The organism is Halomonas sp. Y3 (assembly GCF_024137965.1).
In the GTDB taxonomy this organism is placed as follows: Bacteria; Pseudomonadota; Gammaproteobacteria; order Pseudomonadales; family Halomonadaceae; genus Halomonas; species Halomonas mongoliensis.
The window spans coordinates 756,715-782,160 of record NZ_CP099975.1 but is presented as its reverse complement, the minus strand read 5'-3'; the positions used below and the strand labels follow the sequence as shown (position 1 = coordinate 782,160).

Genomic DNA, 25,446 nt, shown 5'->3' with positions numbered 1-25,446 from the left:
AGACCGCGGCGAGCCGCCATTGGTGCCCCGGACCAACCCGGGGCACACCCTCAGGAGGCCTCGGCGCGGCGTGCCGGCCGAGCGGCCGTTTCCTCCTCGGCCATCGCCCTGGCCAGGGCCTCACGCTCGGCGGCCTCGTCGGCCAGGCTGCGCTTCGGCAGCACCAGGTTGAGGGTGAAGGCCACCAGGGCGGCGACCACGATGGGCGAGCCGCCCACCACCAGCTGCAGCATCGCCGGGAGCTGGCCGATCGCCTCGGGTACCGCATAGACCCCCATGCTCAGCGCCAGGGCGAGACTGGCGATGGTCATGTTGCGCGCCGACAGCTCGTCCCGGGTGATCAGCTGGATACCGGTCATGGTGATCATGCCGAACACCGTGATGGTGGCCCCGCCCAGCACCGGGTAGGGAATGGTGGTCATCACGGCACCGAACTTGGGCACCAGCCCCGCCACCAGCAGGAAGAGCGCGGCCAGCGCCAGCACGAAGCGGCTGACCACCTTGGTCATCGCCACGATGCCCACGTTCTGGCTGTAGGAGGAGGTGGGCATGGCGCCGAAGAAGGAGCCGACCGCGGTGGTGGCGCCGTTGCCCAGCAGCCCGCCGAACAGCTCCCGGGTGGTGGGCTCGCGGTTCATGCCCCCCACCGAGGTGGCGGAGAGGTCGCCGATGGTCTGCACCGAGTTGACCACGCAGATGATCACCACCGAGAGGATGGCGGCGGCGTGAAACTCGAGCTCAAAGGGCATCAGCCGCGGGGCGCTGAACCAGCCCGCCTCGCGCACCGGAGTGAAGTCCACCATGCCCAGCGCCAGGGACAGCGCATAGCCCACCCCGATGCCGCAGATGATCGCCGCCAGCTTCATGAAGCCCCGGGCGAACTGGGAGACCCCCAGCACCACCCCCAGGGTCACCAGGGCAACCAGCCAGTTCTGCGGGTCGCCATAGTCGCTGGCGCCCACCCCGCCGGACATGTAGTGGATGGCGATGTCATACAGCGAGAGGCCGATCACCAGCACCACCACCCCCGCCACGATGGGGGGAAAGAGGTGGCGGATGCGGGTAATGAAGAGCCCCACCAGAATCATCGCCAGGCCGCCCACCACCTGGGCACCGAGGATCCCGCCGATGCCGTACTGGGCACCCACGGCGACCAGGGTGGGCACATAGGCGAAGCCCACGCCGAAGATGGTCGGCAGCCGGGCGCCGAAGCGCCCCACGCCGTAGAGCTGGATCAGGGTAGCCAGCGCCGAGGCGATCAGCGAGATCTGGATCAGCAGCATCTGCTCGGCCAGGCTGCCGCCGGCGGCACCGACCACGATGATCGGCACGGTCACCGTGCCCATGATCATCGCCAGGATGTGCTGGAAGGAGAGCGGCAGGGCCCTGGCCAGGGGCGGCCGGCCATGGAAGTCGAAGACGGACTGGCTAGGATGTGGTGTGCTCATCGGGGGGCTCATCGCGATTCTTGTCGTTGGTTGGGGTCGCGATGACTGAGCCTAGCCAAGAGCCAGGGTGTACACAACTTTTGTATACTAAAAATACGCCAATGTAGACCAATGTCTCAGCCGAAGGCCTCTGCCAGCCGCCAGTCATTGTCGGTAATGGGGACTGCGCCGCGGAAGGTGACCCTGACGGTATCGCTCAGGCCGACCCCCCACTGCCCTGGCAGGCGCAGGCAGAGCGGCAGGTGGAAGACCATGTCCTCGGCGAACTCGCGCGGCTGGCCGCGAGCGATGTAGCCGGTGCCCTCTACCCAGCTGGGCGGAAACTGGGCGCCCACCGCATAGCCGAACACCCCCGAGAAGAAGAGCCGCTCAGCGTGGGGGGCGAGCACCGCCTCGGCGGCCCGGGCCGTCGCATCGAAGGTGTTGCCGGGGCGCATCTCGGCAGTGAGCGTTTCGAACAGCGTCCGACAGAGGTCGCGGACCGCCTGCATCTCGGGGGTCGCCCGGCCCGCCACGGCGGTGCGCATCATGGGAGCCGTGTAGCGCTGGAAGGCCGAGCCGAACTCCAGGAACACCGGATCCCCCGCCTCGATGACGGTGCGCTTGTGGTTGACGTGGATCACGCTGATGCGCCGCCCGCTGGTGACGATGGGCTGCAGGCTCATGAACTCCCCGCCGGCCGCCAGCATGGCCCGGGCGCCCTCGGCGGCCACCTCGTTGTCGGTGACGCCCGGAGCGATCACCGCCTCGGCGGCGGCGAGGCCGGCGGCGGTGATCCCCGCGCTCTCGCGCAGGCAGTCGAGCTCCGCCGGCGTCTTGACCAGGCGGATGGCATCGAGCAGGGCCCCGCCGTCGTCGGAGAAGCGCTCGGCACCGAGCCGCGCCTGCAGCTCGCGGATCACCCCGAAGCGCAGCCCGGCCCCGAAGGCATCCAGCCCGATGCGCCGGAAGGGCGAGAGCGTCTCGGCCAGCGGGGCGATCACCTCCTCGATCCCCTCCCAGCGGTAGCCGAGGATCTCGTCCACCTCGGCGGTGACCACCGCCGGGCCGGTCTCGATGGAGGGCACCTGCAGCACCCGCCGGTCGGCCGAGACCACCAGGGCGGTGTGCACCGAGACCTCGAAGGTGTGATAGCCGGTCAGGTAGAAGATATCGGCGGGGTCGGTGAGCAGCAGCGCCTCCAGGCCCGCCCTGCCCATGGCGGCGCGAACCCGGGCCAGGCGGGCCGCGAACTCGGCGGGAGCGAAGGGCAGCTCGGCACCGGCAAGGTGAACGGCCAGGGCGTGGCGATAGGCGTGGTGATCCATGAAGGCTCTCCGGCGAAGGCGGGGCGCTTGAGCGCCAGCCTGAGCGGGGCGCTCGGGCTATCGGCAGTGTAGCCCCGGACCCGACGCAGACCAGCGGAAGGAAGCGAAAATATCCCTGTTCGCCTCCGGCCCGGTTTCGTAGAATCCAGCCTCGTGTTGAACGCTACAGGACAACGATATGGGACGGGCCTTTCAGAACCGCAAGGAATCCATGGCCAAGACGGCCGCTGCCAAGACCAAGGTCTACAGCAAGTACGGCCGCGAGATCTATGTGGTCGCCAAGCAGGGCGGCACCGATCCCGCCGGCAACCTCAGCCTGCGCGGGCTGATCGAGCGCGCCAAGAAGGACCAGGTACCCAGCCACGTCATCGAGAAGGCCCTGGACAAGGCCAGCGGCGTGGGCGGCGAGGACTTCTCCCCGGCCCGCTATGAGGGTTTCGCGCCGGGCAATGTGATGGTCATCGTCGACTGCCTGACCGACAACCCCAACCGCACCTTCGGCGACGTGCGCGCCTGCTTCACCAAGACCAAGAGCAAGATCGGCACCCCGGGCACCGTCAGCCACATGTTCGACCACTGCGCCATCCTCGCCTTCAAGGGCGACGACGAGGAGGCCACCCTGGAGGCGCTGATGGAGGCCGATGTCGACGTCACCGACATCGAGAACGAGGCGGGCCAGATCACCGTCTTCGCCCCGCATACCGAATATGCCAAGGCCAAGCAGGCGCTGCTCGACGCCTTCGGCGAGCTCGACTTCGAGGTGGACGAGATCCAGTTCGTGCCCCAGACCACCACCCCCATCGAAGGCGACGACGTGGCGATGTTCGAGAAATTCCTCGATATGCTCAACGAGCTGGACGACGTCCAGAACGTCTTCCACAACGCCGAGCTGCCCGAGTAACGCTCTCTTGCTGCCGCCCGCTCAGGGCGGCAGCGGCCAGGCGGTACCCGGCACCTGCACGTACTCGAAGACGCGCTGCACCCCTGCCGGGGCGCCCATGCGCCCCAGCACCAGCGGCACATGGATCCCCACGCCGATGAAGGGGTGCCGTGAGGGCGCATCGAAATAGTCGCGATCGGTGGAGGAGTAGCCGCGGGTGCCGTAGCCGGCCTGCAGCTCCACCCAGCGCAGCGGCGTCTCCCCGGCGCCCCAGGCCTGCAGCGGGAAGGCCAGCAGCCAGCGAGAGCCCGAATAGTCGGTGGTGATGTCATACTCACGGCCGTCGCGCATGGCCGGCGAGGGGAAGTACTCCCAGCGGAACTGCACCCGCTCCCCCCATTCGGGGTAGCGCAGGCGCAGGTACTCGAGCCCCACCCCGGCCATATTGGCCACCTGGTCCTCCCAGCTGAAGCCATGGTCCGGCGAGAAGCCATCGCCCACCTCCACCGTGGTGGTCAACAGCAGGCCGCTGAAGGCCCCCAGCCGCGCGGCCTCACGCTCCGCATAGCCCCAGCGCCGGTAGAGGCTCGCGGCGATCGCCGTGGAGACCGCGCCGGCATAGGCGTGGCCCAGCTTGTCGGCGCCCCCCGAGGCGGTGTCGCGGCCGAACCAGCCCTCGCTCTCGGTGCGAAAGCTCGACTCCCCCCAGTTCCAGACGCCGAAGCCGTAGGCGGTGACGCCGCCGACGATGGCCCCATTGAGCCAGAAGGCCTTGCGCTCGCGGCTCCAGCCGTCCGCGTCATCGCCGGCCCAGCCGCCCGCAGGCAGCGCCAGCAGCAGTGCCGCCGCCAGGGCCGATCCGCCACGCCGGCACGCTTGCCATGCCCCCATGGATCACCTCCTCACTCGCCGGGCCGGTCGAGCCCGCCGACCTCGACCAGGAAGCCGTCGATCCCTTCAGAGTAGTCCGGCTCGCTCTCCAGGAAGCCGGTGTTGTGGCCGCCGCGGATCTCGAGCAGGCGCTTCGGGTCACGCGCCGCCCGGTAGACGGCCTCGCCCTCGGCGAAGGGGATGATCTCGTCGTCGCGGCTATGGATCACCAACAGCGGCGCCGTGATGCCCCCGACGTGGCTCTCGGTATCGTGGGAAAAGCGCGCCAGCCAGCGCGCCGGCAGGAAGGGGTAGACGCGCTGGGCCAGCTCGGGAACCGAGCGGAAGGGCGACTCCAGGATCACCGCCGCCGGCCGTTCGCCCTGCGCCTCCCGCTCCTCGGCCAGCTCGGCGGCCACGGCGGCCCCCAGGGAGCGCCCGAACAGCACGACCTCCTCCGGGGCCTGGCCGGCCTCCTCCCGCAGCCAGCGCCAGCCGGCCATGGCGTCCAGCGCCAGCCCCGCCTCGGAGGGACGCCCCTCGCTGCGGCCATAGCCGCGGTAGTCGAGGATCAGCACCGCGAACCCCAGGCGGTGGAACTGCACCAGGGAGTCGAGGCGGTGGGAGATATTGCCGGCATTGCCGTGCAGGAAGAGCAGGCTGGCCCGAGGCCGCTCGTGGGGCAGCCACCAGGCGTCCAGGGCCAGGCCATCCTCGGTCTCGAGGAGCACCGGCTCCCAGGCCAGGCCGCGATCCGCCGGAGTGCCGATGGGCTCGCGGCCCATATGCGGCAGGTAGAGCAGCCGCTCCTGGAAGGCCCAGGCCAGCGCCAACACCAGCAGATAGACCAGTGCGATCCCGACAAGCCAGCGCAGCAGCATCCTGACCCTCCCTCTCTGCCAATCGTCTGCGGGGACTCCCTGCGGCATACTCTGTCGAGTCTCGACGCGTCCCGCAAGGAAACCGGATGATCACTCCCGCCCTCCCCCAGACCACGCTATCCCGGCTGCTGCTCGGCACCCTGCTGGCCCTGCTCCTGGCGCTGGCGCCCCAGGCCCAGGCGGCAACGCCCCCGGTGGAGGCGCGCGGCGAGGCCGAGGTGCTCTGGTACTTCTGGCGCGACCACTGCCCCTTCTGCCAGGAGGCCGCCGCCTGGCTGGATCGTCTGGAAACGGAGCGGCCCGACCTCGAGGTGCGGCGCATCGAGGTGGTGCAGGACCCGGACGGGCGCGCCCGCTTTCTCGCCATGATGGCCGAGCTCGGCAGGACGCCCAATGCCGTGCCCACCTTCATCCTGGGCGACCAGGTGTGGGTGGGCTTCTCGCCGGCCATCGTGGAGGGGCTGGAGGCGCGGCTCTCCTCGGAGCCAGCGGCGGCCGACGCCTCCCGCTGGCGGCTCGACCTGGGCCCCCTGGGGCGCATCGATCTGGCCGGGGAGTCGATGCTCTTCGCCACCCTGCTGATCGCCTTCGTGGACGGCTTCAATCCCTGCTCGATCTGGGTCCTCAGCGTGCTGCTGGCGATGATCCTGGGCAGCGGCTCCCGGGCCCGCACCGCCGCGGTGGGCGGCACCTTTCTGCTGGTCACCGCCAGCCTCTACGGCCTCTTCATCGCCGGGCTCTTCGCCGCCCTCTCCGTGGCCCGTCACCTGGCCGGTATCCAGCTGGTGGTGGCGCTGTTCGCCCTGGTGTTCGGCGCGGTCAACGTCAAGGACTACTTTGCCTTCAGGCAGGGCTTTTCCTTCAGCATTCCCGAACGCTTCAAGCCCCATATCTATCGCGGCAGCCGCGAGGTGCGCCGGGAGCGCCCGCTTCCCGTGACCCTGCTGGTCACCGTGGTGCTGGCCGGCGGCGTGGCCCTGGTGGAGCTGCCCTGCACCGCCGGCTTTCCGGTGGTCTGGACCTCGCTGCTGGCCGAGGCCGGGGTCGAGGGGATCGCCTTCGCCGGGCTGCTGGCCGTCTATCTGCTGGTCTACCTGGCGATCGAGATCGCCATCCTGGCGGTCGCCATTGCGACGCTCAGCATCGGCCGCATGCAGGAGACCCACGGCCGCACCCTGAAGCTGATCGGGGGGATGGTGATGCTGGCGCTGGGCGGCGTCATGCTGGTGGCGCCGGAGCTGATGGAGAGCCTGACCGGCTCGCTGGCGGTAATCGGGCTCGCCCTGGCCGGCGCCCTGGGGATAATGGCCGTCAGTCGCCTCGGCGGCGCCTGACGGCAGGCCGCATTACTCCACGGTCACGGTGATGACGTCGGAGACCAGCGGCGGATCGAAGCTGACATGGCGGTAGTCCATGAACAGCAGCTGCAGGCGGTACTCGCCCGGTTCGAGCTCCAGGCTGCCCTCGGTCTGGCCACCGCCGAAGTGGCGAGTATGGTCGGTGAAGGGCAGCGGCGCGTCCAGGTCCACATCTTCCAGCGGCATGTTCACCAGCAGGTGGTGATGGCCGGTGTCGGGGAAGTCGGCGCCCGCCGGGGCCACCCCCATCCCCTTGAGCCCCATGCGCACGGTCACCGGGCCCGAGAGGGTCGCCCCGTCCTCGGGCGAGATGAAGTAGACCTCGGCGCCTTCAGGGGCCGAGACCCGCTCCAGGTCCGCCATCGCCGGCGCTGCGAGCAGGGCGCCGGCAAACAGCCCCACTGCCAGGGAACAGTTCCACTTGTACATTGTTATCGCCTCCTTGGTTTGACATCCCGCAGCGGCAGGCAGACGGCCTGCGCCGCCTGAACAAGCCTAGACGAAATGCGCCAGGAGGGCGCCCCGGCGGGGTAGCGCGATGGCCTGTCAGCGAGAGGCCTCGTCGCTCCGGGCATCATCGAACCAGGGCAGGCGACGCTTGATGGCACGCACCGCTCTGGGCACCGCCACCAGGCGCACCAGGTAGGCGAGCGCCAGGCCGCTGACGATGGAGAAGAGCATGCCCTGCCCCACCCGGAACATCAGGGCGGTAAAGAAGGCGGTCAGGACGGCGGTGAAGATCTCTTCCAGGTGTCCCTGGATCCAGGCCTTGTGGCTCGGCTTCATGGTGTCACTCCTTGTGGTGTCTCAGCAGGGTCGTGTAGTCAGCAGGCGCTCAGCCCGGCTCGGCATCGCAGCCCATCACGCCGCCCCGGGCCCAGTGCTCGCCGTCTACCTCCTGGAAGAACACCTGCACGGAGTCGGCCCGGGCGCCGTAGACCTCCTCGAAGGCCTCGGTGATGCGCCGCGCCAGCTCGCGCTTCTGCTCCAGGTCGCGGGGAAACTGCTGAACGGTGACGATGGGCATGACGCCTCCTGCAACGGAAAATGGGCAGGTCACGATAGCAGAAACCCGCCAGCGGCGGGTTTCATAAAGCGTCCGGCACGCGCGCCCTCAGGCGTCCTCCACGAAGGCCCGATAGGCCTCCCAGGCGTCCTCGACCCCCGCCTCGAGGAAGCGCGCACCGTGCTCGGCGCTGGCCAGGGAGGGGTCGGAGCCCATGCGGCCATCGGGGAAGCGCCGGCGGAAGGTGTGGGCGTCGCACTGGGCGCTGCCGGCGGGCGCACGGCGCGGCGACATGGCCACGTCGCGCAGCGTCGCCGGGGCGGCATGCCAGGCCAGCGACACCTCGGAGGCGGTGGCGTGGCTGCCCTCGGCATCACCGTAGAGCGACTCGGCCAGCTCGCGGCCGCGGCGACCGGCGAACCAGTTGAACAGCTGCAGCTGCAGCTCGCCGGCCACTTCGCGCCGCAGGCTGCGCTCGCCGAGCACCTCGGCGAAGGCCGCGTTCACGGTGGCCACGTTGCCGCCATGGCCGTTAAGGAAGAAGACGTGGGTAAAGCCGTGGTGCGCCAGCGACTCGATGGTGTCGCGCAGCACCGCGACCAGGGTGCTCGGCCGCAGGGTCAGGCTGCCGGGAAAGGCCAGGTGGTGCTGCGCCACGCCGATCGCCTGGGTCGGGCCGACCAGCACCCCGTGACGCTCGCCCAGGGTCCAGGCGATCGTCTCGGGGCAGAGGGCGTCGGTGCCCATCGGGCCGTTGGGGCCGTGCTGCTCGGTGGAGCCGATGGGCAGGATGATGCCCCTGGCGCGCTCCAGATAGGCTTCCACCTCCTGCCAGGTGGCGTGCTGCAGTCGCATCGCTGCGCTCCCATGCCGTGGTCGATGGGACCATGATGGCAGATACACGGCACCACCGCTGCCTCAGCGCTCCTTCTGGGCCGCCTGCCACTCCTCGGCGGCCTCCTCCACCCCGGGCTCGTCGCCGCGGTTGAGGGCCGCTCGGCGATAGGCCTCCTCGTCGCGCACGTCCTCGATCACCGTCATCAGGTCGCCCACATCCACCGGCGCGGTGTCGTGGACGAAACAGCCGGTGAGTTCGCTCTCCGGATGCAGCTCGCCCGCCTCATAGAGCGCCCAGATCTCCTTGCCGTAGTCGGTGGCCAGAAGCTCCGGAGCGAAGCGGCCGAAGTAGCGGCGCATGTTGTCCACGTCGCGCTCGAACATCATCTCGGCGCTGTTGTTGCCGGCGGCGTCCACCGCCTGGGGCAGGTCGATGATCACCGGGCCGTCGGCGGCCATCAGCACGTTGAACTCGGAGAGATCCCCGTGCACCAGGCCGGCACACAGCATCTTCACCACGTCACGGATGATCTTGGCGTAGGACTCGCGGGCCTGCTCGGCGCTCAGGGTGACGTCGTCCAGGCGCGGGGCGGTGAAGCCCTCGGCGTCGGAGATCATCTCCATCAGCAGCACGCCATCGATGAAGCCATAGGGCTTGGGCACCCGCACGTCCGCCGCGGCCAGGCGATAGAGGGCGTCGACCTCGGCGTTGAGCCAGGCCTGCTCCTGCTCCTTCTGGCCGTAGCGGGTCTTCTTGGCCATGGCCCGGGAGCGGCGGCTGTTACGCTCGCGGCGCCCCTCCTGGTACTGCACGGCCTGCTTGAAGCTGCGCTGCTTGGCCTCCTTGAAGACCTTGGCGCAGCGCCGCTCGCCGTGGGAGCGCACCACGTAGACCTGGGCCTCCTTGCCGCTCATCAGCTGGCTCTCGACCGCCTCGATCAGGCCGTCGTCCACCAGCGGCTGCAGTCGCTTGGGTATCTTCATCTCATCTCCCGAAATTCGCCGAGGCGCCTCACCGGCCGACCCGCCGGGCGCGCACGCTGCGCCCCTTGATTCTACCGTCGAGCAGCCGCGCCAGGGCCGCGTCGGCCACCTCGCGCCGCACGGCCACATAGGCGCTGTTGGCCAGCACCTTGATCTTGCCCACCTGGTCGCCGGCCAGCCCCGCCTCGCCGGTCAGGGCGCCGAGGATATCGCCGGGGCGCACCTTCTGTTTCTTGCCGGACCCCAGCTGCAGGGTCGCCATGGGCGGTACCAGCGGCTCCCGGGCGAGCACCGCGCGGGGCGGCAGCGGGGCTTCCTCCAGTGGCTCGCCGAGGAAGTCGTTGAGGCGCGCCAGCCGGTAGGCCTCGCCCTCGCCGACCAGGGTGCAGGCGATGCCGGCGCTGCCGGCCCGGCCGGTACGCCCGACCCGGTGCACGTGCACCTCGAGCTCCCGAGCGATCCGGTAGTTGAACACCGCATCCAGCTCGGCGATGTCGAGCCCCCGGGCCGCCACGTCGGTGGCCACCAGGATGGAGGCGCTGCGATTGGCGAAGAGCACCAGCAGCCGGTCGCGGTCGGCCTGCTCCAGGTCGCCGTGCAGCGCCAGAGCGCTGAAGCCCGCCGCCCCGAGCGCCTGGGCCACCTCGTCGGTCTCGCGCTTGGTGTTGCAGAACACCACGCTGCTACCCGGGCGGAAGTGCAGCAGCAGCCGGCAGAGCGCCTCCAGGCGCGCCTTGTCGCCGTCGGCGACCCGGTAGACCCGCTCATGGATGCTGCCGGCGTCGTGGGTCTCGGCCACCTCCACCGTCACCGGGTCGCGCATCAGCGCCGCGGCCACGGGGCGCACGGCGTCGGAGAAGGTGGCGCTGAACAGCAGCGTCTGGCGCGACGCCGGGGTCTCGGCGACGATCGCCTCGAGGCTCGCCTGGAAGCCCATGTCGAGCATGCGATCCGCCTCGTCCAGGACCAGGGTCGCCAGCCCGTCGAGGACCAGCGAGCCCTTGCGCAGGTGCTCCTCGATGCGGCCCGGGGTGCCCACCACCAGGTGGGCGCCGTGGGCCAGGGAGGCGAGCTGGGGGCCGAAGGGGGCGCCGCCGCACAGGGTCAGCACCTTGACGTTGGGCAGGGTGCGCGCCAGCCGGCGCAGCTCGCCGGCCACCTGGTCGGCGAGCTCACGGGTCGGGCAGAGGATCAGCCCCTGCACCCGGAAGCTCGCCGGGTCGAGCCGCGACAGCAGCCCCAGGCCAAAGGCCGCGGTCTTGCCGGAGCCGGTCTTGGCGCGGGCGATCACGTCGCGACCGGCCAGGATCGGCGGCAGGCCCTCGGCCTGGATCGGCGTCATGGCGGCAAAGCCCAGGGAGGCGAGATTATCGATCAGCGCCGGGGCCAGCGGCAGCGTGGCGAAAGCGGTATCGGGGGAGGCATCAGACAAGGGAAGATCCTGCAGACAAATAGGGAGCGCCAGCGACAGCAAGCCGACCGGGGCCGGTAGCGGCCGGAGTCGACAGTCTATGAAGCGGCGAAGGCCGAGCGGCGCTGACCGGGCAAGCCCGGGGAAGCGAGAGAATTGAAGGCCTGCAGGATAGCAGAATGGCACCCGGTTCGCTGCTGAAACCGTTCACCGCGAAGCCGGTCCGGGCTCTCTGCTATGATGGCCTGCATTCCTACTTCATCACACCCCGAGAAAGGTGGGGTCAAGACGAGCTGCCTACCCATGTCGAGCCCAATCGAAAGAGGGAGCCCCCCGAGGCCCGAGCAGCGCAGGCGCCATGTGCCAGGCCCTCCCTTCGGGTCACCGCGCAGCAGCGGTGAGCTGAGAGCCAGCCTGACGTCGATTCGGGACACCTTCAGCAACCGCCACCACTCGCTGGACTTCGCCTACTCCCACGCCCACTACCTGCGCAATCGGGTACTGGCCGTCGGGGGCATCTTCCTGCTGCTCACCCCGCTATGGGCGCTGGTGGACGCCATGATGCTGCCTCGCGAGCTGTGGGGCACCACCCTGATCGGCCGCGGCCTCCTGCTGGCAGGCCTGCTCGGTGTTCTGCTGCTGGCCAGGGCCAGCCGCGAGCATATCGGACGCATTCGCCTCAGCGCCGGCTTCCTGCTCGCGCTGCCGGCGGCCTTCTATGCCCTGGTGCTGATACTACTGCCCAATGGGGATGCCTCCCGGCTGGCGGGCTATGCCTTTATCCCCTTCCTGCTGGTCGCCGCCCTGAGCGTCTTCCCCTTTACCATCCTGGAGTCCCTGGCCGCGGGACTCGCCCTGCTCTGGCTGCTGGCCTTCGCCCAGATGGTCGACGGCAGCTGGCTGACGCCGGCGGGATTCGAGGGGCTCTGGCTGCTGACCAGCCTGCTGGTGGTATCCCTGGCCGCCAACCACTTCCAGCTCAGCCTGCTGATGCGGGTCTACCGCCAGGCCACCCATGACCCCCTCACCGGCCTGCTCAACCGCGGCGCCCTGTCGCTGCATCTGGAGAAGCTCCAGGCCTGGCGCCGCGAGGAGCAGTCCAGCGGCAGCCTGACCCCCTGCGCGGTGCTGATGATGGATATCGACCACTTCAAGAAGATCAACGATACCCACGGCCACTCCGTCGGCGACCTGATCCTGGCAGAGTTCGCCCGGGTGCTGCTGGCCCAGACGCGCAACGACGACTGCGTGGCCCGCTACGGCGGCGAGGAGTTCGTCATCCTGCTGCTCAACACCCCTGGCGACAGGGCGGCCGAGGTGGCCGAACGCATTCGCCGGGCCGTGGAAACGCACCACTTTCCGGACCACAACCACCTGCGGGTGCCCGTCACCGCCAGCATCGGCGTGGCCAGCCTGCAAGGAGACGAAGCGCCGGAGCAGGCCCTGGAGCGGGCCGACGCCGCCCTCTATGGCGCCAAGGAAGCGGGTCGCAACCGGGTCATGGCGGCGACCTGAACACAGGCCTCGCGGCTCCTGCGTCAAGACGCCGCCCCGGCATGCCGGCCCCGCGAGACTCCTCTGTGCCATAGTGGATGAACGATTCTCGAGGGAAGGAGAGCCCGATGCAGCAACGTGAGGTCGATATCGCCATCATCGGCGCCGGCAGCGCCGGCCTGAGCGCCTGGCACGCCGCCCGCCGGCACAGCGACAGCGTGGTACTGATCGAGGGGGGTGCCTTCGGCACCACCTGCGCTCGGGTGGGCTGCATGCCGTCGAAGCTGCTGATCGCCGCCGCCGAGGCCGCCCATCGGGCCCGGGATGCCGGGGGCTTCGGCATCCGGGTGAGCGGGGTCGAGGTGGATGGCACCGCCGTCATGACTAGGGTCAAGCAGGAGCGCGACGGCTTCGTAGGGCGGGTCTTCAAGTCGATGCGGCGCATCCCCGACCAGGACCGCCTGGAGGGCCATGCCCGCTTCGTGGATCCCCACACCCTGAGCGTCGGTGACCACACTCGGGTGACCGCCCGCAACATCATCATCGCCACCGGCTCGCGCCCCACCTGGCCCGGGATGTTCGACGCCGCCGGCGACCGGCTGATCATCAACGATGACGTCTTCGCATGGGACGACCTGCCGGAGTCCGTGGCGGTGTTCGGGCCGGGGGTGATCGGCCTGGAGCTGGGCCAGGCGCTGCACCGCCTGGGGGTGCGACTGCGGGTGTTCGGCGTGGGCCGCGCCCTGGGCCCCTTCCGGGACGAGAAGGTGCGTGCCAGCGCCGAGGCCGCCTTCAACGAGGAGTTCTACGTCGACCCCGACGCCCGGGTCGAGAAGATCGAGCGCGACGGCGACGCCGTGGTGATCACCTTCGTCGAGCGCGACAGCGGCGAGACCCTCACCGAACGCTTCGACTACCTGCTGGCTGCCACCGGGCGGCGCCCCAACGTCGACCGGCTGGACCTGGAGAAGGCCGGCCTGGCCCTGGACGAGCGCGGCGTGCCGCGCTTCAACCGCTTCACCCTGCAGTGCCTGAACGCCGACGAGAGCCCCAGCCATCTCTTTATCGCCGGCGACGCCAACCAGGAGCTGCCGCTGCTCCATGAGGCCAACAGCGAGGGGCGCATCGCCGGCGACAACGCCGGGCGCTTCCCCGAGCTGCGCGCCGGCCGACGCAACGTGCCGCTCGCCATCGTCTTCACCGAGCCTCAGATGGCCACCGTGGGCGAGGGCTACGCAACGCTGGAGAAGCGCCTGGGCGGCTGCGACTGCCTGGCCGTGGGCGAGGCCTCCTTCGAGGACCAGGGGCGCGCCCTGGTGATGCGGGAGAACCGGGGCCTGATGCGCGTCTATGCCGAGCAGGGCTCCGGGCAGTTCCTCGGCGCCGAGCTCTTAGGTCCCCGGGTGGAGCATATGGCACACCTGCTGGCCTGGGCCCTGGAGCAGAAGCTCAGCGTCGGCCAGATGCTGGCCATGCCCTGGTATCACCCGGTGGTCGAGGAGGGGCTGCGCGGCGCCCTGCGCGACCTCAACGCCAACCTCAAGCTGGGGCCGGCGATCACCGAACGCTGCATGGAGTGCGGCCCGGGCGACTGAGCCACTCCGCCGGGCAGGTCCCACCAGGGAAGCAGCGCCCGGGGTGCCTGAACGGCCCCCCGGGCGCTACCGTGGTCAGGCCCGCACCGGCAGCCGCGAGGCGCCCCCTTCCAGCACCTCGCGGATCTCCTCGCCCTCCAGGGTCTCCCGAGCCGCCAGGGCCTCGGCCAGGCGATCCAGCTCGCCGCGGTGCTGCTCCAGCAGCCGACGTCCTCGCACCTCCAGCTCCGTCAGCAGCCGGCGGATCTCGTCGTCCAGCAGGCCCGCCGAGGCCTCGCTATGCTCGCGCAGCTGGGTCATCTCGCGCCCCAGGAAGACGTGCTCCTGCCCCTGGGAAAGGGCCATGGGCCCCACCCGCTCGCTCATGCCCCAGCGCGCCACCATGCGCCGCGCCAGGCGGGTCGCCTGCTCCAGGTCGTTCTCCGCGCCGCTGCTCACCTCGCCATAGACGATGGACTCGGCCAGGCGCCCACCGAAGAGCACCGTGATGCGGTCGCGCAGCCAGGACTCGCCGTAGTTGACTCGCTCCTCGTCGGGCACCTGAGCGGTAACGCCCAGGGTGCGCCCCCGGGGCAGCACCGTGACTTTCTCCAGGCGGTCGGCGTGGGGCAGCAGATGGGCGAGCAGCGCATGGCCCGCCTCGTGGTAGGCCACCAGGCGGCGCTGGGCCTCGGAGAGCCCCATCTCGCGCTCCTCTCCCAGCATCAGCCGGTCCCGAGCATCCAGGAAGCAGGCCCAGTCCACCTCGCTGCAGCCGCGCCGCCCGGCCAGCAGGGCGGCTTCGTTGGCCAGGTTGGCAAGATCCGCCCCCGAGAAGCCGATGGTGATCTCGGCCAGCCGCGCCAGGTCCACGTCACCCGCCAGCGGCATGCGCCGGGTGTGGACCCCGAGAATCGCCTCCCGGGCCTCGCGATGGGGGTTCTCCAGGGTCACCTTGCGGTCGAAGCGACCGGGGCGCAGCAGCGCCGGGTCCAGCACATCGGGGCGGTTGGTGGCGGCCAGCACCACCACCGCCTCGTGGCCCTCGAAGCCGTCCAGCTCGGCCAGGATCTGGTTGAGGGTCTGCTCGCGTTCATCATGGCCGCCGCCCACCCCGGTCCCCCGGGTGCGGCCGATGGAGTCGATCTCGTCGATAAAGACCACGGAGGGGGCCTTCTCCTTGGCCTGGCGGAAGAGGTCGCGGACCCGGGAGGCCCCCACCCCAACGAACATCTCGATGAACTCCGAACCGCTGATGCTGAAGAAGGGCACCCCGGCCTCGCCCGCTACCGCCTTGGCCATCAACGTCTTGCCGGTGCCGGGCGGCCCCATCATCAGGATACCTCGAGGCATCCGCGCGCCCAGCGCCTTGAAGCGCTCGGGCTCCCGGAGGAACTCGATCACCTCGAAGATATCGCGCTTGGCGTTCTCGGAGCCCGCCACGTCCTCCAGCGTCACCTTGCTCTGCTGGGGCTCCACCAGGCGCGCCCGGGACCTGCCCATGCCGAAGGTGCCGCTGCCGCCGGTCATGCGCTCCTGCATGCGATTCCAGAACCAGAACAGCAGCGCCAGCATCAGCAGCCAGGGCACCACCCCCATCAGCAGGCGCTGCCACCCCGCGGGCTCCGCCGGGCGCGCGGCGATGCGTACCTGCTGTGCCTCGAGGCGCTCCAGCAGGCGCTCGCTCTCCACGTCCGGGCGGGTGGTGGTAAAGGCGCGGGTCTCGCCCAGGTCCAGATCGAGGCGGCCGGAGTCGCTGAAGACGCCCTCCAGGGCCTGGCCGCGCAGCGTTACCTCCCCCACGTGGCCGGCGTCCACCGCCTCGAGGAAGTCGGAATAGGTCAGCTCCACCCGGGCCTGGCGGTCGGCACCCTCCAGGTAGTGAAACATCAGCAGGATCGCCACCGCCATCCAGACGAACAGCAGCCACTGCTGGCGCGGCAGCCCGTTCCCGCCAGGGGGGCCGCCATCCTGACGGTCATCGCCACCGCCGCCATCGGGAGCGGGTGGCCTGGGGTCGGAAGGGTCGGGGCGAGGGGCGGGGCGAGGGGCGGGGCCCCTGGGCTCGGCCATGTCACTCTCCGTCGCACTCACAGCCTTCAACATGGCCCTTTGCCTCCCGCCTGGCAACCCGTTCGAACCTCACCTCCCACCACGCCCGCCGAGCCCGGCTGTGGCATAGTGGCGCAAGGCCCCTCGGGGCGCTTCCCGCCGACATCGCCTGGAGCCCAGCGTGCGACAATCGACCACTCGTCCCCTGCCCCGCCCCGTCCGCCATCTGCTGGCCGCTGCCCTGACCCTGGGGCTGCTCTGCGGCCAGGCCGGCGCCTCGGAGCGCCCCACCCTGGGCCTGGCGCTGGGCTCCGGGGGCGCCAACGGGCTGGCCCATATCGCCGTGCTGCAGGTGCTCGACGAGCTGGAGATCCTTCCCGACCGCATCACCGGCACCAGCATCGGCGCGGTGATCGGCGGGCTCTATGCGGCGGGGCTTTCCGCCGAGGAGCTCCTCGACATCTTCGACGATGTGGCGGGCTCCCCCCTGGACGCTCTCTCGGGCCTGGCGGGCTCGGAGCTGGACCTGATGGACCTGCTGCAGCTGGGCCTCAGCGACGGCGGCCTCTTCGACTCCGGCGGTTTTCTCCGTTTTCTGGCCGGTCACACCGAGGCGCGGCGCTTCGACGATCTGCGCATTCCGCTCGCGGTGGTGGCCACCGACTACTGGAGCGGCGAGAGCGTGGTCATCGAGGAGGGGCCGCTGTTCGCCGCCATCGAGGCGAGCATGGCGGTGCCGGGGCTGTTCAAGCCGGTGCACCGCGGCGACCAGCTGCTGATCGACGGCGGCACCTCCAACCCGCTGCCCTACGACCTGCTGATGGAGGAGATGGACCTGGTGATCGCCGTGGACGTCTCCGGCAGCCGCGACCCGGACAGCGAGCCCCAGCCCGGCATCACCGACCTGCTGTTCAAGACCTTCAGCATCATGCAGCAGTCGCTGATCCGGCAGGCCCTGGAGCGCCAGCCGCCGCACCTCTACCTGAAGCCCGAAGCCGCCGGCGTGCGCCTGCTGCACTTCAATCGCATCCACGAGATCCTGGCCCAGAGCGAGGCGGTGGCCGATGAGCTGCGTGACCAGCTCACCATCTGGCTCGCCATCCAGGCCGATGCGGCCCGACCCTGACGGATCCCCGTGCCCGACCGACGCCGGGAGGTTATGCTCAGGAGAGCCCCCACCGCCCCCGCAGGAGACGCGCGATGGCCGATATCACCGCACGGATGGCCGACCTCAAGGCCAGGATTGATGAACTGGCCAGCCTGGCTGCCAGCGAGCACCGCGAGCGAGCCAGCTCCCTGGCAGGCTCGCTGGCTGAGGAGCTTGAGCGCCTGGGCGAGGAGCCCCCCGCGGCGCCGACGTCGACCGTGCCGCCTCCCAGGGCGCCCCGCGACGAGGTGGAGCGCTGCCCGGTGTGCAGCCTGCGCAGCTACCGCTTCCAGCGGGGCACCATTCGCGAGAGCGAGTATGGCGGCTTCGAAGCCTTCTACCGCTGCGGCAGCTGCGCCCACGAGGGGTGGCAGGCGCTCGCCTGAACCACCACGGGCTCAGCGGCAGAAGGGTCCGACCTGATAGAAGCGCCGGCACTGGAACTCCGCCTCGCAGCTCGCCAGCTGCGCCTGATAGCGGCCGGCGCGCGCCGAGACCTGGCGGGCGGCGCGCTGCACGGCGGGCTTGCCACGCCAGGTGCCGCGCTGATAGCCCCCCGCCCCCTCGTGGTAGGCCAGGTAGAGGTGCTCGGGGTTGCGCAGCGAGATGCCGGCCTGCCGCTGGCTGCGCGCGTTGTACCAGCCGATGAAGTCGGTGGCGTGCTTCATGTGGCTGCGCCGGGCCAGGGTGCCACCCTGCGCCTCGCGATACTCGCCCCACACCGGGTCCAGGGCCTGGGCATAGCCCCGGGCCGAGGAGGGCCTGGGGCCGGGAATGAACCCCAGGTAGCGCTTGCGGGGCGGGCGCACATGGCTCTGGAAGGATGACTCCTGCTGGATAAAGGCCATCTGGGTGGCGATGGGCGTGCCCCAGCGCTCCTCGGACGCCCGCGCATAGTCGTACCAGCGGGGCTGCTCGCGGAAGATCTCACAGAGGTTGCTCTGATCCTGCGGTGGCGACGGCGCCAGGGCTGCGCAGCCGGAGAGCAGGGCCAGGCCGGCGGCCAGCAGCCCGGCACGCAGGCCGAAGAGGCGGCCGCTACCGCTACGCCGCCAGGGCCGCACGCAGCTTCTCGGCAGCGGCCGCCAGATCCGCCTGGTCGGCCATGGGCAGATCCACCACCTGGATATCGCTCATCTCGTCCAGGGGGGTGAGATGAATATGCACGTGGGGCACCTCCAGTCCCACCACCAGCATGCCGACCCGCTTGCAGGGAAAGGCCCGCTTGATCGCCTTGGCCAGGCGCCGCGAGACGCTCATCAGGTGCTGGTAGAGGGGCTCAGAGAGATCATCCCAGTGGTCCACCTCCTCCCGGGGGATCACCAGCACATGGCCGGGCTTCATCGGCTGGATGGTCATGATGACCACGCACTGGTCGTCCTCGTGGACGAAATGCCCCGGGATCTCTCCCTGGATGATACGGGTAAAGACGCTCGCCATCGGTGCTCTCCTGACTCATTGGTCGTGCCGCTGCATTGATGCCTGCAACAGCGGTGCGAAATCGGTATGCTGGAGGGTGCAACATCCCTGTACGGAGCAGAATACACGATCGATCATTCATTCCAAGCCAGCACGGAGGTTCACATGAAGGTCTACAAACCTGAATGGCGGTGCACGTTTAGCGTAAACGAGAGCGCGGATGAATCAGCTAGCTGGAAGGAACGAATCGCCTGGCAGCTGCGTGACTTTGCCGACCGGCTGGACGGCGGCAGCAGAACCCTGAAGATCGACTGCGACGTGACCCCGACGGTGAGTCGGGACGAGATCGACACCTGCCTGGGCAAGGGCTTTGCCGTGACCCAGAGCCTGCTCACCCAGCTGGCCCACCAGGCCGCCTGCGAGGACGTGATGCGCGAGGCCAAGGCAGAGCTGTTCGAGGAGGAGACGGCGCCGCGACACTGACGCACGCCCTCGTCGACAGCTCCCACGCCCCATCTTCGGATGGGGCGTTTTCGTTTCCGAGGCCGGATGCAGGCGGCGCCTGGCCATGCCATCCTTGGAGCCCTCGCCACTGCCGGAACCCGACCATGCCGCTTGCCATCAGCCTCGTCGCCCTCTCCTCGGTCACCGATGCCGCCGCCGTGGCGGCCGGCATTCGCGGGCTCGAGTCCCTGGACGTCCGGGTGCACTGCCCCGAACCGCTGCAGCGTCCGACCCGCTACCTGGCGGGCGAGCGCCAGTGGCGCCTGGATCAGCTGCATGCCGCCTACGCCGACCCCGATACCCGGGCGGTCTGGGCCATCCGCGGCGGCTATGGCGCCGCCCAGCTGCTGGACGGCATCGACTGGGCGCACCTCAAGGCGCACCCCAAGCCGCTGGTGGGCTTCTCCGACGTCACCGTGCTGCTCGATCACTGGCGCCGCCAGGAGCTGCCGGCCATCCACGGCCCGGTGGTCAAGGCGGCGGGCAGACTCCTGGAGGACGACGCGCAGGCCCGCGCCCTTGTCCGCCGACAGTTCGAGGAGACCCTGACGCTGATAGGCGGGCCTGCCGAACAGCGCCTGCCCCTCCGCCCCTGGGGCGAGGCCCCCGCACGCCTGGCGGGCCCGGTGGTGGGCGGCAACCTCATCACCCTGGCGAGCCTGGCGGGGACACCGGCGGCCTTTCATGCGCCTGCCGGGGCCCTGGTGGTGCTCGAGGACGTGGGCGAGCCCTACTACCGCCTGGAGCGGGCCCTCTGGCAGCTGGTTCACGGCGGCGCCCTCGACGCCGCCGGCGCGATCTGCCTGGGCACCTTCGAGGGGTGCAGCGCCTTCGACGCGACCCCGCTGGAGGCCATCATCGCCGAGACCCTGGCCCCGCTGGACGTGCCGCTCTACCACGGGCTGCCCGTCGGCCACGGCCTGGACAATCGCCCCTGGCGGGTGGGCGCACCGGGTCTTATCGAAGGGGGGGAGCTGATCATGGCCGGGTAGGCGCGGCCCCTGCCGTCATGGGCCCGGCTCATAGCGAACACTGCATTAGGAGATTGTCGCTATTCTGCGGCCATCTTCGCCGATCTCCGAGAAAGGGTTGTGGCCTCCGGGAAAGGCGGCTACTATCGACTCGCCCTTTGGCAACTCGCTGCATCGCAGCATACGCGACCCGCACTACGAGAGACCCTGAGGAAACCCAGATGGGAACCCGATCGAGACTGTTCCTCGCCTGCTGCCTGACAGGCGCGTTGACCCTCGGTACCCAGGCGGCCCTGGCCCATGAGGCCGAGGCGGAGATTCAGGAAGGCTACGCCTCCTTCTATCACGACAAGTTCCACGGCCGAGCCACCGCCAGCGGTGAGCGATTCGACCAGAACCAGCTGACCGCCGCCCACCCCGACCTGCCCTTCGGCACCGAAGTCGTCGTGACCCGACCGGACACCGGCCGCGAGGTCACCGTGGTGATCAACGACCGCGGCCCCTTCGTGAAAGGACGCATCATCGACCTCTCCAAGCGCGCCGCCCGGGAGCTCGGCATGCTCAACCGCGGCGTGGCTCCGGTGATCATCACCGCCATCAACTGAGGCGAGCGCCATCGCCCGGCGCTCAGCGGCCGCCGGCGATCTGGTCGGCAAAATCGTGGTTGACGTCGCGATGGTCGGCCTCGTCGGCCCTCACCGCCTCGACCACCTCGCGCAGGCGCGCATCGGCGGGAAGCTTCCAGTAGTCGATGGCGATCTGCGGCGCCGGAATGTTCTCGTACTTCCCGCTGTCGATGCCCTCGAGATACTCGGTATAGCTGATCACCGCCTCCTCCTCGAGATAGCCCACCACCCGGTGGGCCGTCCTGCTCGAACAGAGATAGAGCAGAAAAAAGAGGTTGTAGAACGCCCCCTGGGCCAGCACGATCAGAGCCCGCTCCAACCGGGTGGGCCGCGCCACCTCGATGAAGGTCATCAGGTGCATGCGTTCGTTTTCGGCCTCGTCGAGCAGGGTACGAATCCAGCCATCGTCGCCCTTCAGGCGCCGCAGGGAGCGCAAGTGCTGCAGCGTTCCACCCACCATGCCCGGCACGGCGGCCACCGTCTCCAGCACCACGGCGCGGTGGCCGTAGCGCCCGGCGAAGAACAGGTCGGCGAAGAAGCGCATGAAGCGCACCAGCCGGTAGGCAAACCAGTCGGAGAATCCGCTGGGGCGGTGGTGGCGGCGAAGGGGCGGGTCGGAAGGCGAAGACGCTTCTTGGGAGCTCATGCAACACTCTCCTTGTCTCGGTAGCTGAACGCTCCAGTGATGGAACGTACCCACTTCAGAGACTTGCGGGCCGCCGGGGGGTTCCCCAGGCCGGGACGAGTCGCGCCTCGCCCCGGCAGTGGTGCTCCTCAGCCCTCGGAGCCGAGCCGGTCCTGGGTACGGGTCTCGAAGTCGCCGGCGTCGTGCCGCTCGTGCAGCTGCATCTCGGGCTCGCCGAAGGTGCGGTTGACCATGCGCCCGCGCTGCACCGCCGGCCGGCTATCGATCTCCTGCGCCCAGCGCAGCACGTGCCGGTACTCCTGCACCTGCAGGAACTCCCCCGCGTCATAGAGCCGCCCCAGCACCAGCTGACCGTACCAGGGCCAGTTGGCGATATCGGCGATGGTGTAGATATCGCCCCCCAGGTAGCGCGACTCCGCCAGGCGGCGGTCCAGCACGTCGAGCTGGCGCTTGGCCTCCATGGCGAAGCGGTTGATGGGGTACTCGAGCTTCTCAGGCGCATAGGCGTAGAAGTGGCCGAAGCCGCCGCCCAGGTAGGGGGCGCTGCCCATCTGCCAGAAGAGCCAGCTGAGGGTCTCGGTGCGCTCGGCGTGACCGTCGGGCAGGAACTCGCCGAATTTTTCGGCCAGATAGAGCAGGATGGCGCCGGACTCGAAGACCCGCTGGGGCGGGCTGGCGGAGCGGTCCATCAGCGCCGGGATCTTGGAGTTGGGGTTCACCTCGACGAAGCCGCTGCCGAACTGGTCGCCATCGCCGATGCGGATCAGCCAGGCGTCATACTCGGCGCCGGCATGCCCCAGCGCCAGCAGCTCCTCCAGCATCACCGTGACCTTGACCCCGTTGGGCGTGGCCAGGGAGTAGAGCTGCAGCGGGTGCTTGCCCACCGGCAGTGCCTTGTCATGGGTGGGGCCGGCCACGGGCCGATTGATGCTGGCGAAGGTGCCGCCGCTGGGCTGCTCCCACTTCCAGACCCGGGGCGGAACGTAGACGTGATCGCTCATGCTGACTCCATTAGCAGGGACATGATGTTCGGCAACCACGATACCCCGCAGCGCCCGGCGCGGCGAGCCAAACACCAGAGCGTTGCACAAACGCGAACGACCGCCCTGGGGCGGCCGTTCTGGAAGAGGGTCTGCAAAACACTGGTACCGGCGGTCGGACTCGAACCGACAAGAGGTTGCCCCCGGGAGATTTTGAATCTCCTGCGTCTACCAATTTCGCCACGCCGGCAACGCGAGAGGCATTATACGTGGGCCCGGCGGCGGGTCAATCTGGGTCCTGACTTCCCCCGATCGAGCCGGTATCCTAGGCGGCTTGCCAAGACACCGGATTCCGATACCGCCCATGCAGCGCGCCGACTTCCATTTCGAGCTCCCCGACGAGCTGATCGCCCGCTATCCCTCCGAGCAGCGCAGCGACTGCCGGCTGCTGTGCGTCGACGGCGCCAGCGGCGAGCTGGCCCACCGCCGCTTCCCGGACCTCCTCGAGCTGCTCGAGCCCGGCGATCTGCTGGTCTTCAACGATACCCGGGTGATCCCCGCCCGCCTGCACGGCCACAAGGCCAGCGGTGGCAAGGTGGAGATGCTGCTGGAGCGCCCCCTGGACGCCCACCGCGGCCTGGCCCACCTGCGCTCGAGCAAGTCGCCGAAACCGGGCACCGAGCTTGAGTTCGAGGGCGGCATCCGCGCCGTGGTGGAGGGGCGCCGGGACGCCCTGTTCGAACTGCGCTTCCTGGGTGAGACGCCGCTGATCGCGCTGCTCGAGGCGCACGGCCATATGCCGCTGCCGCCCTATATCGACCGCGAGGACGAGAGTACCGACCGCGAGCGCTACCAGACCGTCTATGCCCGCCGCGCCGGCGCGGTGGCCGCGCCCACCGCAGGGCTGCACTTCGACGAGCCGCTGCTCGAGGCGCTTGCCGCAAAGGGGGTGGAGCACGCCTTCGTCACCCTGCACGTGGGTGCCGGCACCTTCCAGCCGGTGCGCGTGGACGATATCCGCGAGCACGCCATGCATAGCGAGTGGCTGGAGGTGGACGAGGAGGTCTGCGCCAAGGTGCGCACCGCCCGCGCCGCCGGCCGCCGGGTGATCGCCGTGGGCACCACCAGCGTGCGCTGCCTGGAGAGCGCCTGCCTGAAGAGCGGCAGCGGCGAGATCGCCCCCTATCGCGGCGAGACCGATATCTTCATCTACCCCGGCTACGAGTGGCGCTGCGTGGACGCCCTGATCACCAACTTCCACCTGCCGGAGTCCACCCTGCTGATGCTGGTCTCCTCCTTCGCCGGCTACGACACCACCATGGCGGCCTACGCCGAGGCGGTGGCCCAGCGCTACGCCTTCTTCAGCTATGGCGATGCGATGTTCCTGACCCGCCAGCCTTCCTGATCCGAGACCCTCATGCGTAACGAATGCTTCATGTCCTTCGAGCGCCTGGCCACCGACGGCCGGGCCCGCCGCGGCAGACTGACCTTTCCCCGGGGAACGGTCGAAACGCCGGCCTTCATGCCGGTGGGCACCTACGGCACCGTCAAGGGAATGACCCCGGCCTCCGTGGAGGAGATCGGCGCCGAGATCATCCTCGGCAACACCTTCCACCTCTGGCTGCGCCCGGGCATGGAGGTGATCGAGGGCCACGGCGACCTGCACGACTTCGCCCAGTGGCACAAGCCGATCCTCACCGACTCCGGCGGTTTCCAGGTCTTCTCGCTCGGCGCCATGCGCAAGATCACCGAGCAGGGCGTGCACTTCCGCTCGCCGGTGGACGGCGCCAAGGTGTTCATGGGCCCCGAGGAGTCCATGGCGGTGCAGCGCTCGCTGGGCTCCGACGTGGTGATGATCTTCGATGAGTGCACCCCCTACCCGGCCACCGAGAAGGAGGCCGCGCTCTCCATGGAGCGCTCCCTGCGCTGGGCCAAGCGCTCCCGGGAGGCCCACGGCGAGTCGCCCTCGGCGCTCTTCGGCATCATCCAGGGCGGCATGTACCCCGAGCTGCGCGAGCAGTCGCTCAAGGGGCTGCTCGACATCGGCTTCGACGGCCTGGCCATCGGCGGCCTCTCGGTGGGCGAGCCCAAGGAGGAGATGATCCGGACCCTGGACTACCTGCCCGCCTGGATGCCCGAGGAGAAACCCCGCTACCTGATGGGCGTGGGCAAGCCCGAGGATCTGGTGGAGGGGGTGCGCCGCGGGGTCGACATGTTCGACTGCGTGATGCCGACTCGCAATGCCCGGAACGGCCACCTCTTCACCGCCGAGGGCACGGTCAAGATCCGCAACGCCAAGCACCGCCATGATACCCGCCCGCTGGAAGACGACTGCGACTGCTACACCTGCCAGCACTTCTCCCGAGCCTATCTGCACCACCTGGATCGCTGCGGCGAGATGCTTGGCTCCATGCTCAACACCATCCACAATCTGCGCCACTATCAGCGCCTGATGGCCGGTTTGCGCGGTGCCATCGAAGCGGGTACATTGGCGAACTTCGTGGAAGGCTTCTATGCACGGCGCGGCCTGCCGGTGCCTCCCGCTCCGAATTGATCGCCCCCGGCGCCCCTGACGGGCGCGCCGGGGAGCGCTGGCCCGCCCAGGCGGGCAGCACCCCTTACCCATCTCGACCTTTCATACCAACTTTTCATACCAACCAGGAGACACCCACCCATGCTGGATTTCCTCATCGCTCCGGCCTATGCCCAGGACGCCGCCGCCGGCAGCGGCATGGCCCAGATCGTCATGCTGCTCGGCTTCGTGCTGATCTTCTACTTCCTGCTGTGGCGCCCCCAGGCCAAGCGGGCCAAGCAGCACAAGCAGCTGATCGGCAGCCTCGCCAAGGGTGACGAGATCGTCATCGGCGGCGGCGTGCTGGGCCGCATCACCAAGGTGAGCGACGAAAGCGAATTCCTGACCATGGAAGTCGCCGAAGGCACCCAGATCAACGTGCAGAAGAACGCCGTCGCGGCGGTGCTGCCCAAGGGCACCATCAAGTCCATCTGAGTCGTGTCCTTCCGGCCCCGCCCCTGCGGGGCCGCTTTCGATCG

Annotated in this window: 27 protein-coding genes and 1 tRNA gene; 12 read left to right on the top strand and 16 right to left on the bottom strand. The window is 69.4% G+C overall.

Annotated features, from left to right (window positions below):
• Positions 1 to 50: 50 nt before the first annotated feature.
• Together NHL60_RS03715 and NHL60_RS03710 are read right to left on the bottom strand one after the other, a co-directional pair.
• Positions 51 to 1,448 (bottom strand): uracil-xanthine permease family protein, encoded by a 1,398-nt coding sequence (locus NHL60_RS03715; RefSeq protein WP_253449181.1) that lies wholly within the window; start codon positions 1,446 to 1,448, stop codon positions 51 to 53.
• 116 nt (positions 1,449 to 1,564) lie between these two features.
• Positions 1,565 to 2,755 (bottom strand): Xaa-Pro peptidase family protein, encoded by a 1,191-nt coding sequence (locus NHL60_RS03710; protein WP_253449178.1) that lies wholly within the window; start codon positions 2,753 to 2,755, stop codon positions 1,565 to 1,567.
• Positions 2,756 to 2,933: 178 nt separating this feature from the next.
• On the opposite strand from NHL60_RS03710, the gene NHL60_RS03705 reads away from it, so the two are divergent.
• Positions 2,934 to 3,656, top strand: coding sequence for a YebC/PmpR family DNA-binding transcriptional regulator (locus NHL60_RS03705; RefSeq protein WP_253449175.1), 723 nt, complete (start codon positions 2,934 to 2,936; stop codon positions 3,654 to 3,656).
• 21 nt (positions 3,657 to 3,677) lie between these two features.
• Here NHL60_RS03705 and NHL60_RS03700 read toward each other — a convergent pair whose 3' ends face one another.
• Positions 3,678 to 4,526 (bottom strand): DUF2279 domain-containing protein, encoded by an 849-nt coding sequence (locus tag NHL60_RS03700; protein WP_253449173.1) that lies wholly within the window; start codon positions 4,524 to 4,526, stop codon positions 3,678 to 3,680.
• 11 nt (positions 4,527 to 4,537) lie between these two features.
• A complete protein-coding gene (locus tag NHL60_RS03695) occupies positions 4,538 to 5,386 on the bottom strand; it encodes an alpha/beta hydrolase (RefSeq protein WP_253449171.1) in 849 nt (282 codons plus the stop codon).
• Positions 5,387 to 5,472: 86 nt separating this feature from the next.
• On the opposite strand from NHL60_RS03695, the gene NHL60_RS03690 reads away from it, so the two are divergent.
• Entirely contained in the window at positions 5,473 to 6,720 is a 1,248-nt protein-coding gene (locus NHL60_RS03690) for a hypothetical protein (RefSeq protein ID WP_253449169.1), read from the top strand.
• A 12-nt stretch (positions 6,721 to 6,732) separates the two neighbouring features.
• On the opposite strand, the gene NHL60_RS03685 is transcribed toward NHL60_RS03690, so the two are convergent.
• The 6 genes from NHL60_RS03685 to dbpA all read right to left on the bottom strand — a co-directional run bounded on the left by NHL60_RS03685 (position 6,733) and on the right by dbpA (position 11,003).
• On the bottom strand, positions 6,733 to 7,173 hold the full coding sequence (locus NHL60_RS03685; RefSeq protein ID WP_253449167.1) for a DUF4399 domain-containing protein: 441 nt from the start codon (positions 7,171 to 7,173) through the stop codon (positions 6,733 to 6,735).
• A 117-nt stretch (positions 7,174 to 7,290) separates the two neighbouring features.
• On the bottom strand, positions 7,291 to 7,530 hold the full coding sequence (locus NHL60_RS03680; RefSeq protein ID WP_253449165.1) for a hypothetical protein: 240 nt from the start codon (positions 7,528 to 7,530) through the stop codon (positions 7,291 to 7,293).
• Positions 7,531 to 7,579: 49 nt separating this feature from the next.
• Positions 7,580 to 7,771, bottom strand: a complete 192-nt coding sequence (locus NHL60_RS03675; protein ID WP_253449162.1) for a 4-oxalocrotonate tautomerase family protein — start codon at positions 7,769 to 7,771, stop codon at positions 7,580 to 7,582.
• Between the two features lie 87 nt (positions 7,772 to 7,858).
• Positions 7,859 to 8,605 carry a creatininase family protein gene (locus NHL60_RS03670; RefSeq protein ID WP_253449159.1) on the bottom strand — a complete coding sequence of 249 codons (747 nt, stop codon included), beginning with the start codon at positions 8,603 to 8,605 and terminating at the stop codon, positions 7,859 to 7,861.
• Between the two features lie 63 nt (positions 8,606 to 8,668).
• Entirely contained in the window at positions 8,669 to 9,571 is a 903-nt protein-coding gene (locus NHL60_RS03665; RefSeq protein WP_253449156.1) for a PA4780 family RIO1-like protein kinase, read from the bottom strand.
• 28 nt (positions 9,572 to 9,599) lie between these two features.
• The gene (dbpA, locus tag NHL60_RS03660; RefSeq protein ID WP_253449153.1) at positions 9,600 to 11,003 is read right to left on the bottom strand and encodes an ATP-dependent RNA helicase DbpA; all 1,404 of its coding nucleotides are present in this window, start codon (positions 11,001 to 11,003) and stop codon (positions 9,600 to 9,602) included.
• 339 nt (positions 11,004 to 11,342) lie between these two features.
• Between dbpA and NHL60_RS03655 the strand changes: the two genes are divergently transcribed.
• Both NHL60_RS03655 and NHL60_RS03650 read left to right on the top strand, forming a co-directional pair.
• On the top strand, positions 11,343 to 12,497 hold the full coding sequence (locus NHL60_RS03655) for a diguanylate cyclase (RefSeq protein WP_253449150.1): 1,155 nt from the start codon (positions 11,343 to 11,345) through the stop codon (positions 12,495 to 12,497).
• Between the two features lie 107 nt (positions 12,498 to 12,604).
• Positions 12,605 to 14,071: a dihydrolipoyl dehydrogenase gene (locus NHL60_RS03650; RefSeq protein WP_253449146.1), complete on the top strand. Its 1,467-nt coding sequence runs from the start codon at positions 12,605 to 12,607 to the stop codon at positions 14,069 to 14,071.
• A 75-nt stretch (positions 14,072 to 14,146) separates the two neighbouring features.
• Here NHL60_RS03650 and ftsH read toward each other — a convergent pair whose 3' ends face one another.
• On the bottom strand, positions 14,147 to 16,123 hold the full coding sequence (gene ftsH, locus NHL60_RS03645; RefSeq protein ID WP_253449143.1) for an ATP-dependent zinc metalloprotease FtsH: 1,977 nt from the start codon (positions 16,121 to 16,123) through the stop codon (positions 14,147 to 14,149).
• Between the two features lie 160 nt (positions 16,124 to 16,283).
• Here ftsH and NHL60_RS03640 point away from each other — a divergent pair, with 160 nt between their 5' ends.
• Together NHL60_RS03640 and NHL60_RS03635 are read left to right on the top strand one after the other, a co-directional pair.
• A complete protein-coding gene (locus NHL60_RS03640) occupies positions 16,284 to 17,228 on the top strand; it encodes a patatin-like phospholipase family protein (RefSeq protein ID WP_253449140.1) in 945 nt (314 codons plus the stop codon).
• A 74-nt stretch (positions 17,229 to 17,302) separates the two neighbouring features.
• Positions 17,303 to 17,635, top strand: a complete 333-nt coding sequence (locus NHL60_RS03635; RefSeq protein WP_253449137.1) for a hypothetical protein — start codon at positions 17,303 to 17,305, stop codon at positions 17,633 to 17,635.
• Positions 17,636 to 17,647: 12 nt separating this feature from the next.
• On the opposite strand, the gene NHL60_RS03630 is transcribed toward NHL60_RS03635, so the two are convergent.
• Both NHL60_RS03630 and NHL60_RS03625 read right to left on the bottom strand, forming a co-directional pair.
• Positions 17,648 to 18,271: a lysozyme-like domain containing protein gene (locus tag NHL60_RS03630; RefSeq protein WP_253451985.1), complete on the bottom strand. Its 624-nt coding sequence runs from the start codon at positions 18,269 to 18,271 to the stop codon at positions 17,648 to 17,650.
• 22 nt (positions 18,272 to 18,293) lie between these two features.
• On the bottom strand, positions 18,294 to 18,689 hold the full coding sequence (locus tag NHL60_RS03625) for an HIT family protein (RefSeq protein ID WP_110068418.1): 396 nt from the start codon (positions 18,687 to 18,689) through the stop codon (positions 18,294 to 18,296).
• Positions 18,690 to 18,833: 144 nt separating this feature from the next.
• Here NHL60_RS03625 and NHL60_RS03620 point away from each other — a divergent pair, with 144 nt between their 5' ends.
• The 3 genes from NHL60_RS03620 to NHL60_RS03610 all read left to right on the top strand — a co-directional run bounded on the left by NHL60_RS03620 (position 18,834) and on the right by NHL60_RS03610 (position 20,748).
• The gene (locus NHL60_RS03620; protein ID WP_110068417.1) at positions 18,834 to 19,151 is read left to right on the top strand and encodes a hypothetical protein; all 318 of its coding nucleotides are present in this window, start codon (positions 18,834 to 18,836) and stop codon (positions 19,149 to 19,151) included.
• Between the two features lie 125 nt (positions 19,152 to 19,276).
• The gene (locus tag NHL60_RS03615) at positions 19,277 to 20,164 is read left to right on the top strand and encodes an LD-carboxypeptidase (protein WP_110068416.1); all 888 of its coding nucleotides are present in this window, start codon (positions 19,277 to 19,279) and stop codon (positions 20,162 to 20,164) included.
• A 200-nt stretch (positions 20,165 to 20,364) separates the two neighbouring features.
• Entirely contained in the window at positions 20,365 to 20,748 is a 384-nt protein-coding gene (locus NHL60_RS03610) for a septal ring lytic transglycosylase RlpA family protein (RefSeq protein WP_253449134.1), read from the top strand.
• A gap of 22 nt (positions 20,749 to 20,770) precedes the next feature.
• Here NHL60_RS03610 and NHL60_RS03605 read toward each other — a convergent pair whose 3' ends face one another.
• From NHL60_RS03605 to NHL60_RS03595, 3 genes are all read right to left on the bottom strand, one after another.
• Entirely contained in the window at positions 20,771 to 21,415 is a 645-nt protein-coding gene (locus tag NHL60_RS03605; RefSeq protein ID WP_110068414.1) for an alternative oxidase, read from the bottom strand.
• A gap of 128 nt (positions 21,416 to 21,543) precedes the next feature.
• Positions 21,544 to 22,416 carry a glutathione-dependent disulfide-bond oxidoreductase gene (yghU, locus tag NHL60_RS03600; RefSeq protein WP_253449131.1) on the bottom strand — a complete coding sequence of 291 codons (873 nt, stop codon included), beginning with the start codon at positions 22,414 to 22,416 and terminating at the stop codon, positions 21,544 to 21,546.
• Between the two features lie 142 nt (positions 22,417 to 22,558).
• Positions 22,559 to 22,645, bottom strand: a tRNA-Leu gene (locus tag NHL60_RS03595).
• A 114-nt stretch (positions 22,646 to 22,759) separates the two neighbouring features.
• On the opposite strand from NHL60_RS03595, the gene queA reads away from it, so the two are divergent.
• The 3 genes from queA (at position 22,760) to yajC (ending at position 25,402) form a co-directional block, all read left to right on the top strand.
• Positions 22,760 to 23,800, top strand: a complete 1,041-nt coding sequence (gene queA / locus NHL60_RS03590) for a tRNA preQ1(34) S-adenosylmethionine ribosyltransferase-isomerase QueA (RefSeq protein ID WP_253449128.1) — start codon at positions 22,760 to 22,762, stop codon at positions 23,798 to 23,800.
• 30 nt (positions 23,801 to 23,830) lie between these two features.
• Positions 23,831 to 24,949, top strand: coding sequence for a tRNA guanosine(34) transglycosylase Tgt (gene tgt, locus NHL60_RS03585; protein ID WP_253451982.1), 1,119 nt, complete (start codon positions 23,831 to 23,833; stop codon positions 24,947 to 24,949).
• 120 nt (positions 24,950 to 25,069) lie between these two features.
• On the top strand, positions 25,070 to 25,402 hold the full coding sequence (yajC, locus tag NHL60_RS03580) for a preprotein translocase subunit YajC (protein WP_253449126.1): 333 nt from the start codon (positions 25,070 to 25,072) through the stop codon (positions 25,400 to 25,402).
• The last annotated feature ends 44 nt before the right edge of the window (positions 25,403 to 25,446 follow it).

What these genes read in the sequence shown, in the direction of transcription:
- tgt (WP_253451982.1), top strand. Translation starts at nt 23,831, where the DNA reads ATGTCCTTCGAGCGCCTGGCCACCGACGGCCGGGCCCGCCGCGGCAGA.
- yajC (WP_253449126.1), top strand. Translation starts at nt 25,070, where the DNA reads ATGCTGGATTTCCTCATCGCTCCGGCCTATGCCCAGGACGCCGCCGCC.
- ftsH (WP_253449143.1), bottom strand. Translation starts at nt 16,123, where the DNA reads ATGGCCGAGCCCAGGGGCCCCGCCCCTCGCCCCGCCCCTCGCCCCGAC.
- NHL60_RS03625 (WP_110068418.1), bottom strand. Translation starts at nt 18,689, where the DNA reads ATGGCGAGCGTCTTTACCCGTATCATCCAGGGAGAGATCCCGGGGCAT.
- NHL60_RS03650 (WP_253449146.1), top strand. Translation starts at nt 12,605, where the DNA reads ATGCAGCAACGTGAGGTCGATATCGCCATCATCGGCGCCGGCAGCGCC.
- NHL60_RS03695 (WP_253449171.1), bottom strand. Translation starts at nt 5,386, where the DNA reads ATGCTGCTGCGCTGGCTTGTCGGGATCGCACTGGTCTATCTGCTGGTG.
- NHL60_RS03685 (WP_253449167.1), bottom strand. Translation starts at nt 7,173, where the DNA reads ATGTACAAGTGGAACTGTTCCCTGGCAGTGGGGCTGTTTGCCGGCGCC.
- NHL60_RS03620 (WP_110068417.1), top strand. Translation starts at nt 18,834, where the DNA reads ATGAAGGTCTACAAACCTGAATGGCGGTGCACGTTTAGCGTAAACGAG.
- NHL60_RS03680 (WP_253449165.1), bottom strand. Translation starts at nt 7,530, where the DNA reads ATGAAGCCGAGCCACAAGGCCTGGATCCAGGGACACCTGGAAGAGATC.
- queA (WP_253449128.1), top strand. Translation starts at nt 22,760, where the DNA reads ATGCAGCGCGCCGACTTCCATTTCGAGCTCCCCGACGAGCTGATCGCC.
- NHL60_RS03665 (WP_253449156.1), bottom strand. Translation starts at nt 9,571, where the DNA reads ATGAAGATACCCAAGCGACTGCAGCCGCTGGTGGACGACGGCCTGATC.
- NHL60_RS03610 (WP_253449134.1), top strand. Translation starts at nt 20,365, where the DNA reads ATGGGAACCCGATCGAGACTGTTCCTCGCCTGCTGCCTGACAGGCGCG.
- NHL60_RS03670 (WP_253449159.1), bottom strand. Translation starts at nt 8,605, where the DNA reads ATGCGACTGCAGCACGCCACCTGGCAGGAGGTGGAAGCCTATCTGGAG.
- NHL60_RS03710 (WP_253449178.1), bottom strand. Translation starts at nt 2,755, where the DNA reads ATGGATCACCACGCCTATCGCCACGCCCTGGCCGTTCACCTTGCCGGT.
- NHL60_RS03690 (WP_253449169.1), top strand. Translation starts at nt 5,473, where the DNA reads ATGATCACTCCCGCCCTCCCCCAGACCACGCTATCCCGGCTGCTGCTC.
- NHL60_RS03635 (WP_253449137.1), top strand. Translation starts at nt 17,303, where the DNA reads ATGGCCGATATCACCGCACGGATGGCCGACCTCAAGGCCAGGATTGAT.
- NHL60_RS03605 (WP_110068414.1), bottom strand. Translation starts at nt 21,415, where the DNA reads ATGAGCTCCCAAGAAGCGTCTTCGCCTTCCGACCCGCCCCTTCGCCGC.
- NHL60_RS03615 (WP_110068416.1), top strand. Translation starts at nt 19,277, where the DNA reads ATGCCGCTTGCCATCAGCCTCGTCGCCCTCTCCTCGGTCACCGATGCC.
- NHL60_RS03675 (WP_253449162.1), bottom strand. Translation starts at nt 7,771, where the DNA reads ATGCCCATCGTCACCGTTCAGCAGTTTCCCCGCGACCTGGAGCAGAAG.
- yghU (WP_253449131.1), bottom strand. Translation starts at nt 22,416, where the DNA reads ATGAGCGATCACGTCTACGTTCCGCCCCGGGTCTGGAAGTGGGAGCAG.
- NHL60_RS03705 (WP_253449175.1), top strand. Translation starts at nt 2,934, where the DNA reads ATGGGACGGGCCTTTCAGAACCGCAAGGAATCCATGGCCAAGACGGCC.
- NHL60_RS03715 (WP_253449181.1), bottom strand. Translation starts at nt 1,448, where the DNA reads ATGAGCACACCACATCCTAGCCAGTCCGTCTTCGACTTCCATGGCCGG.
- NHL60_RS03700 (WP_253449173.1), bottom strand. Translation starts at nt 4,526, where the DNA reads ATGGGGGCATGGCAAGCGTGCCGGCGTGGCGGATCGGCCCTGGCGGCG.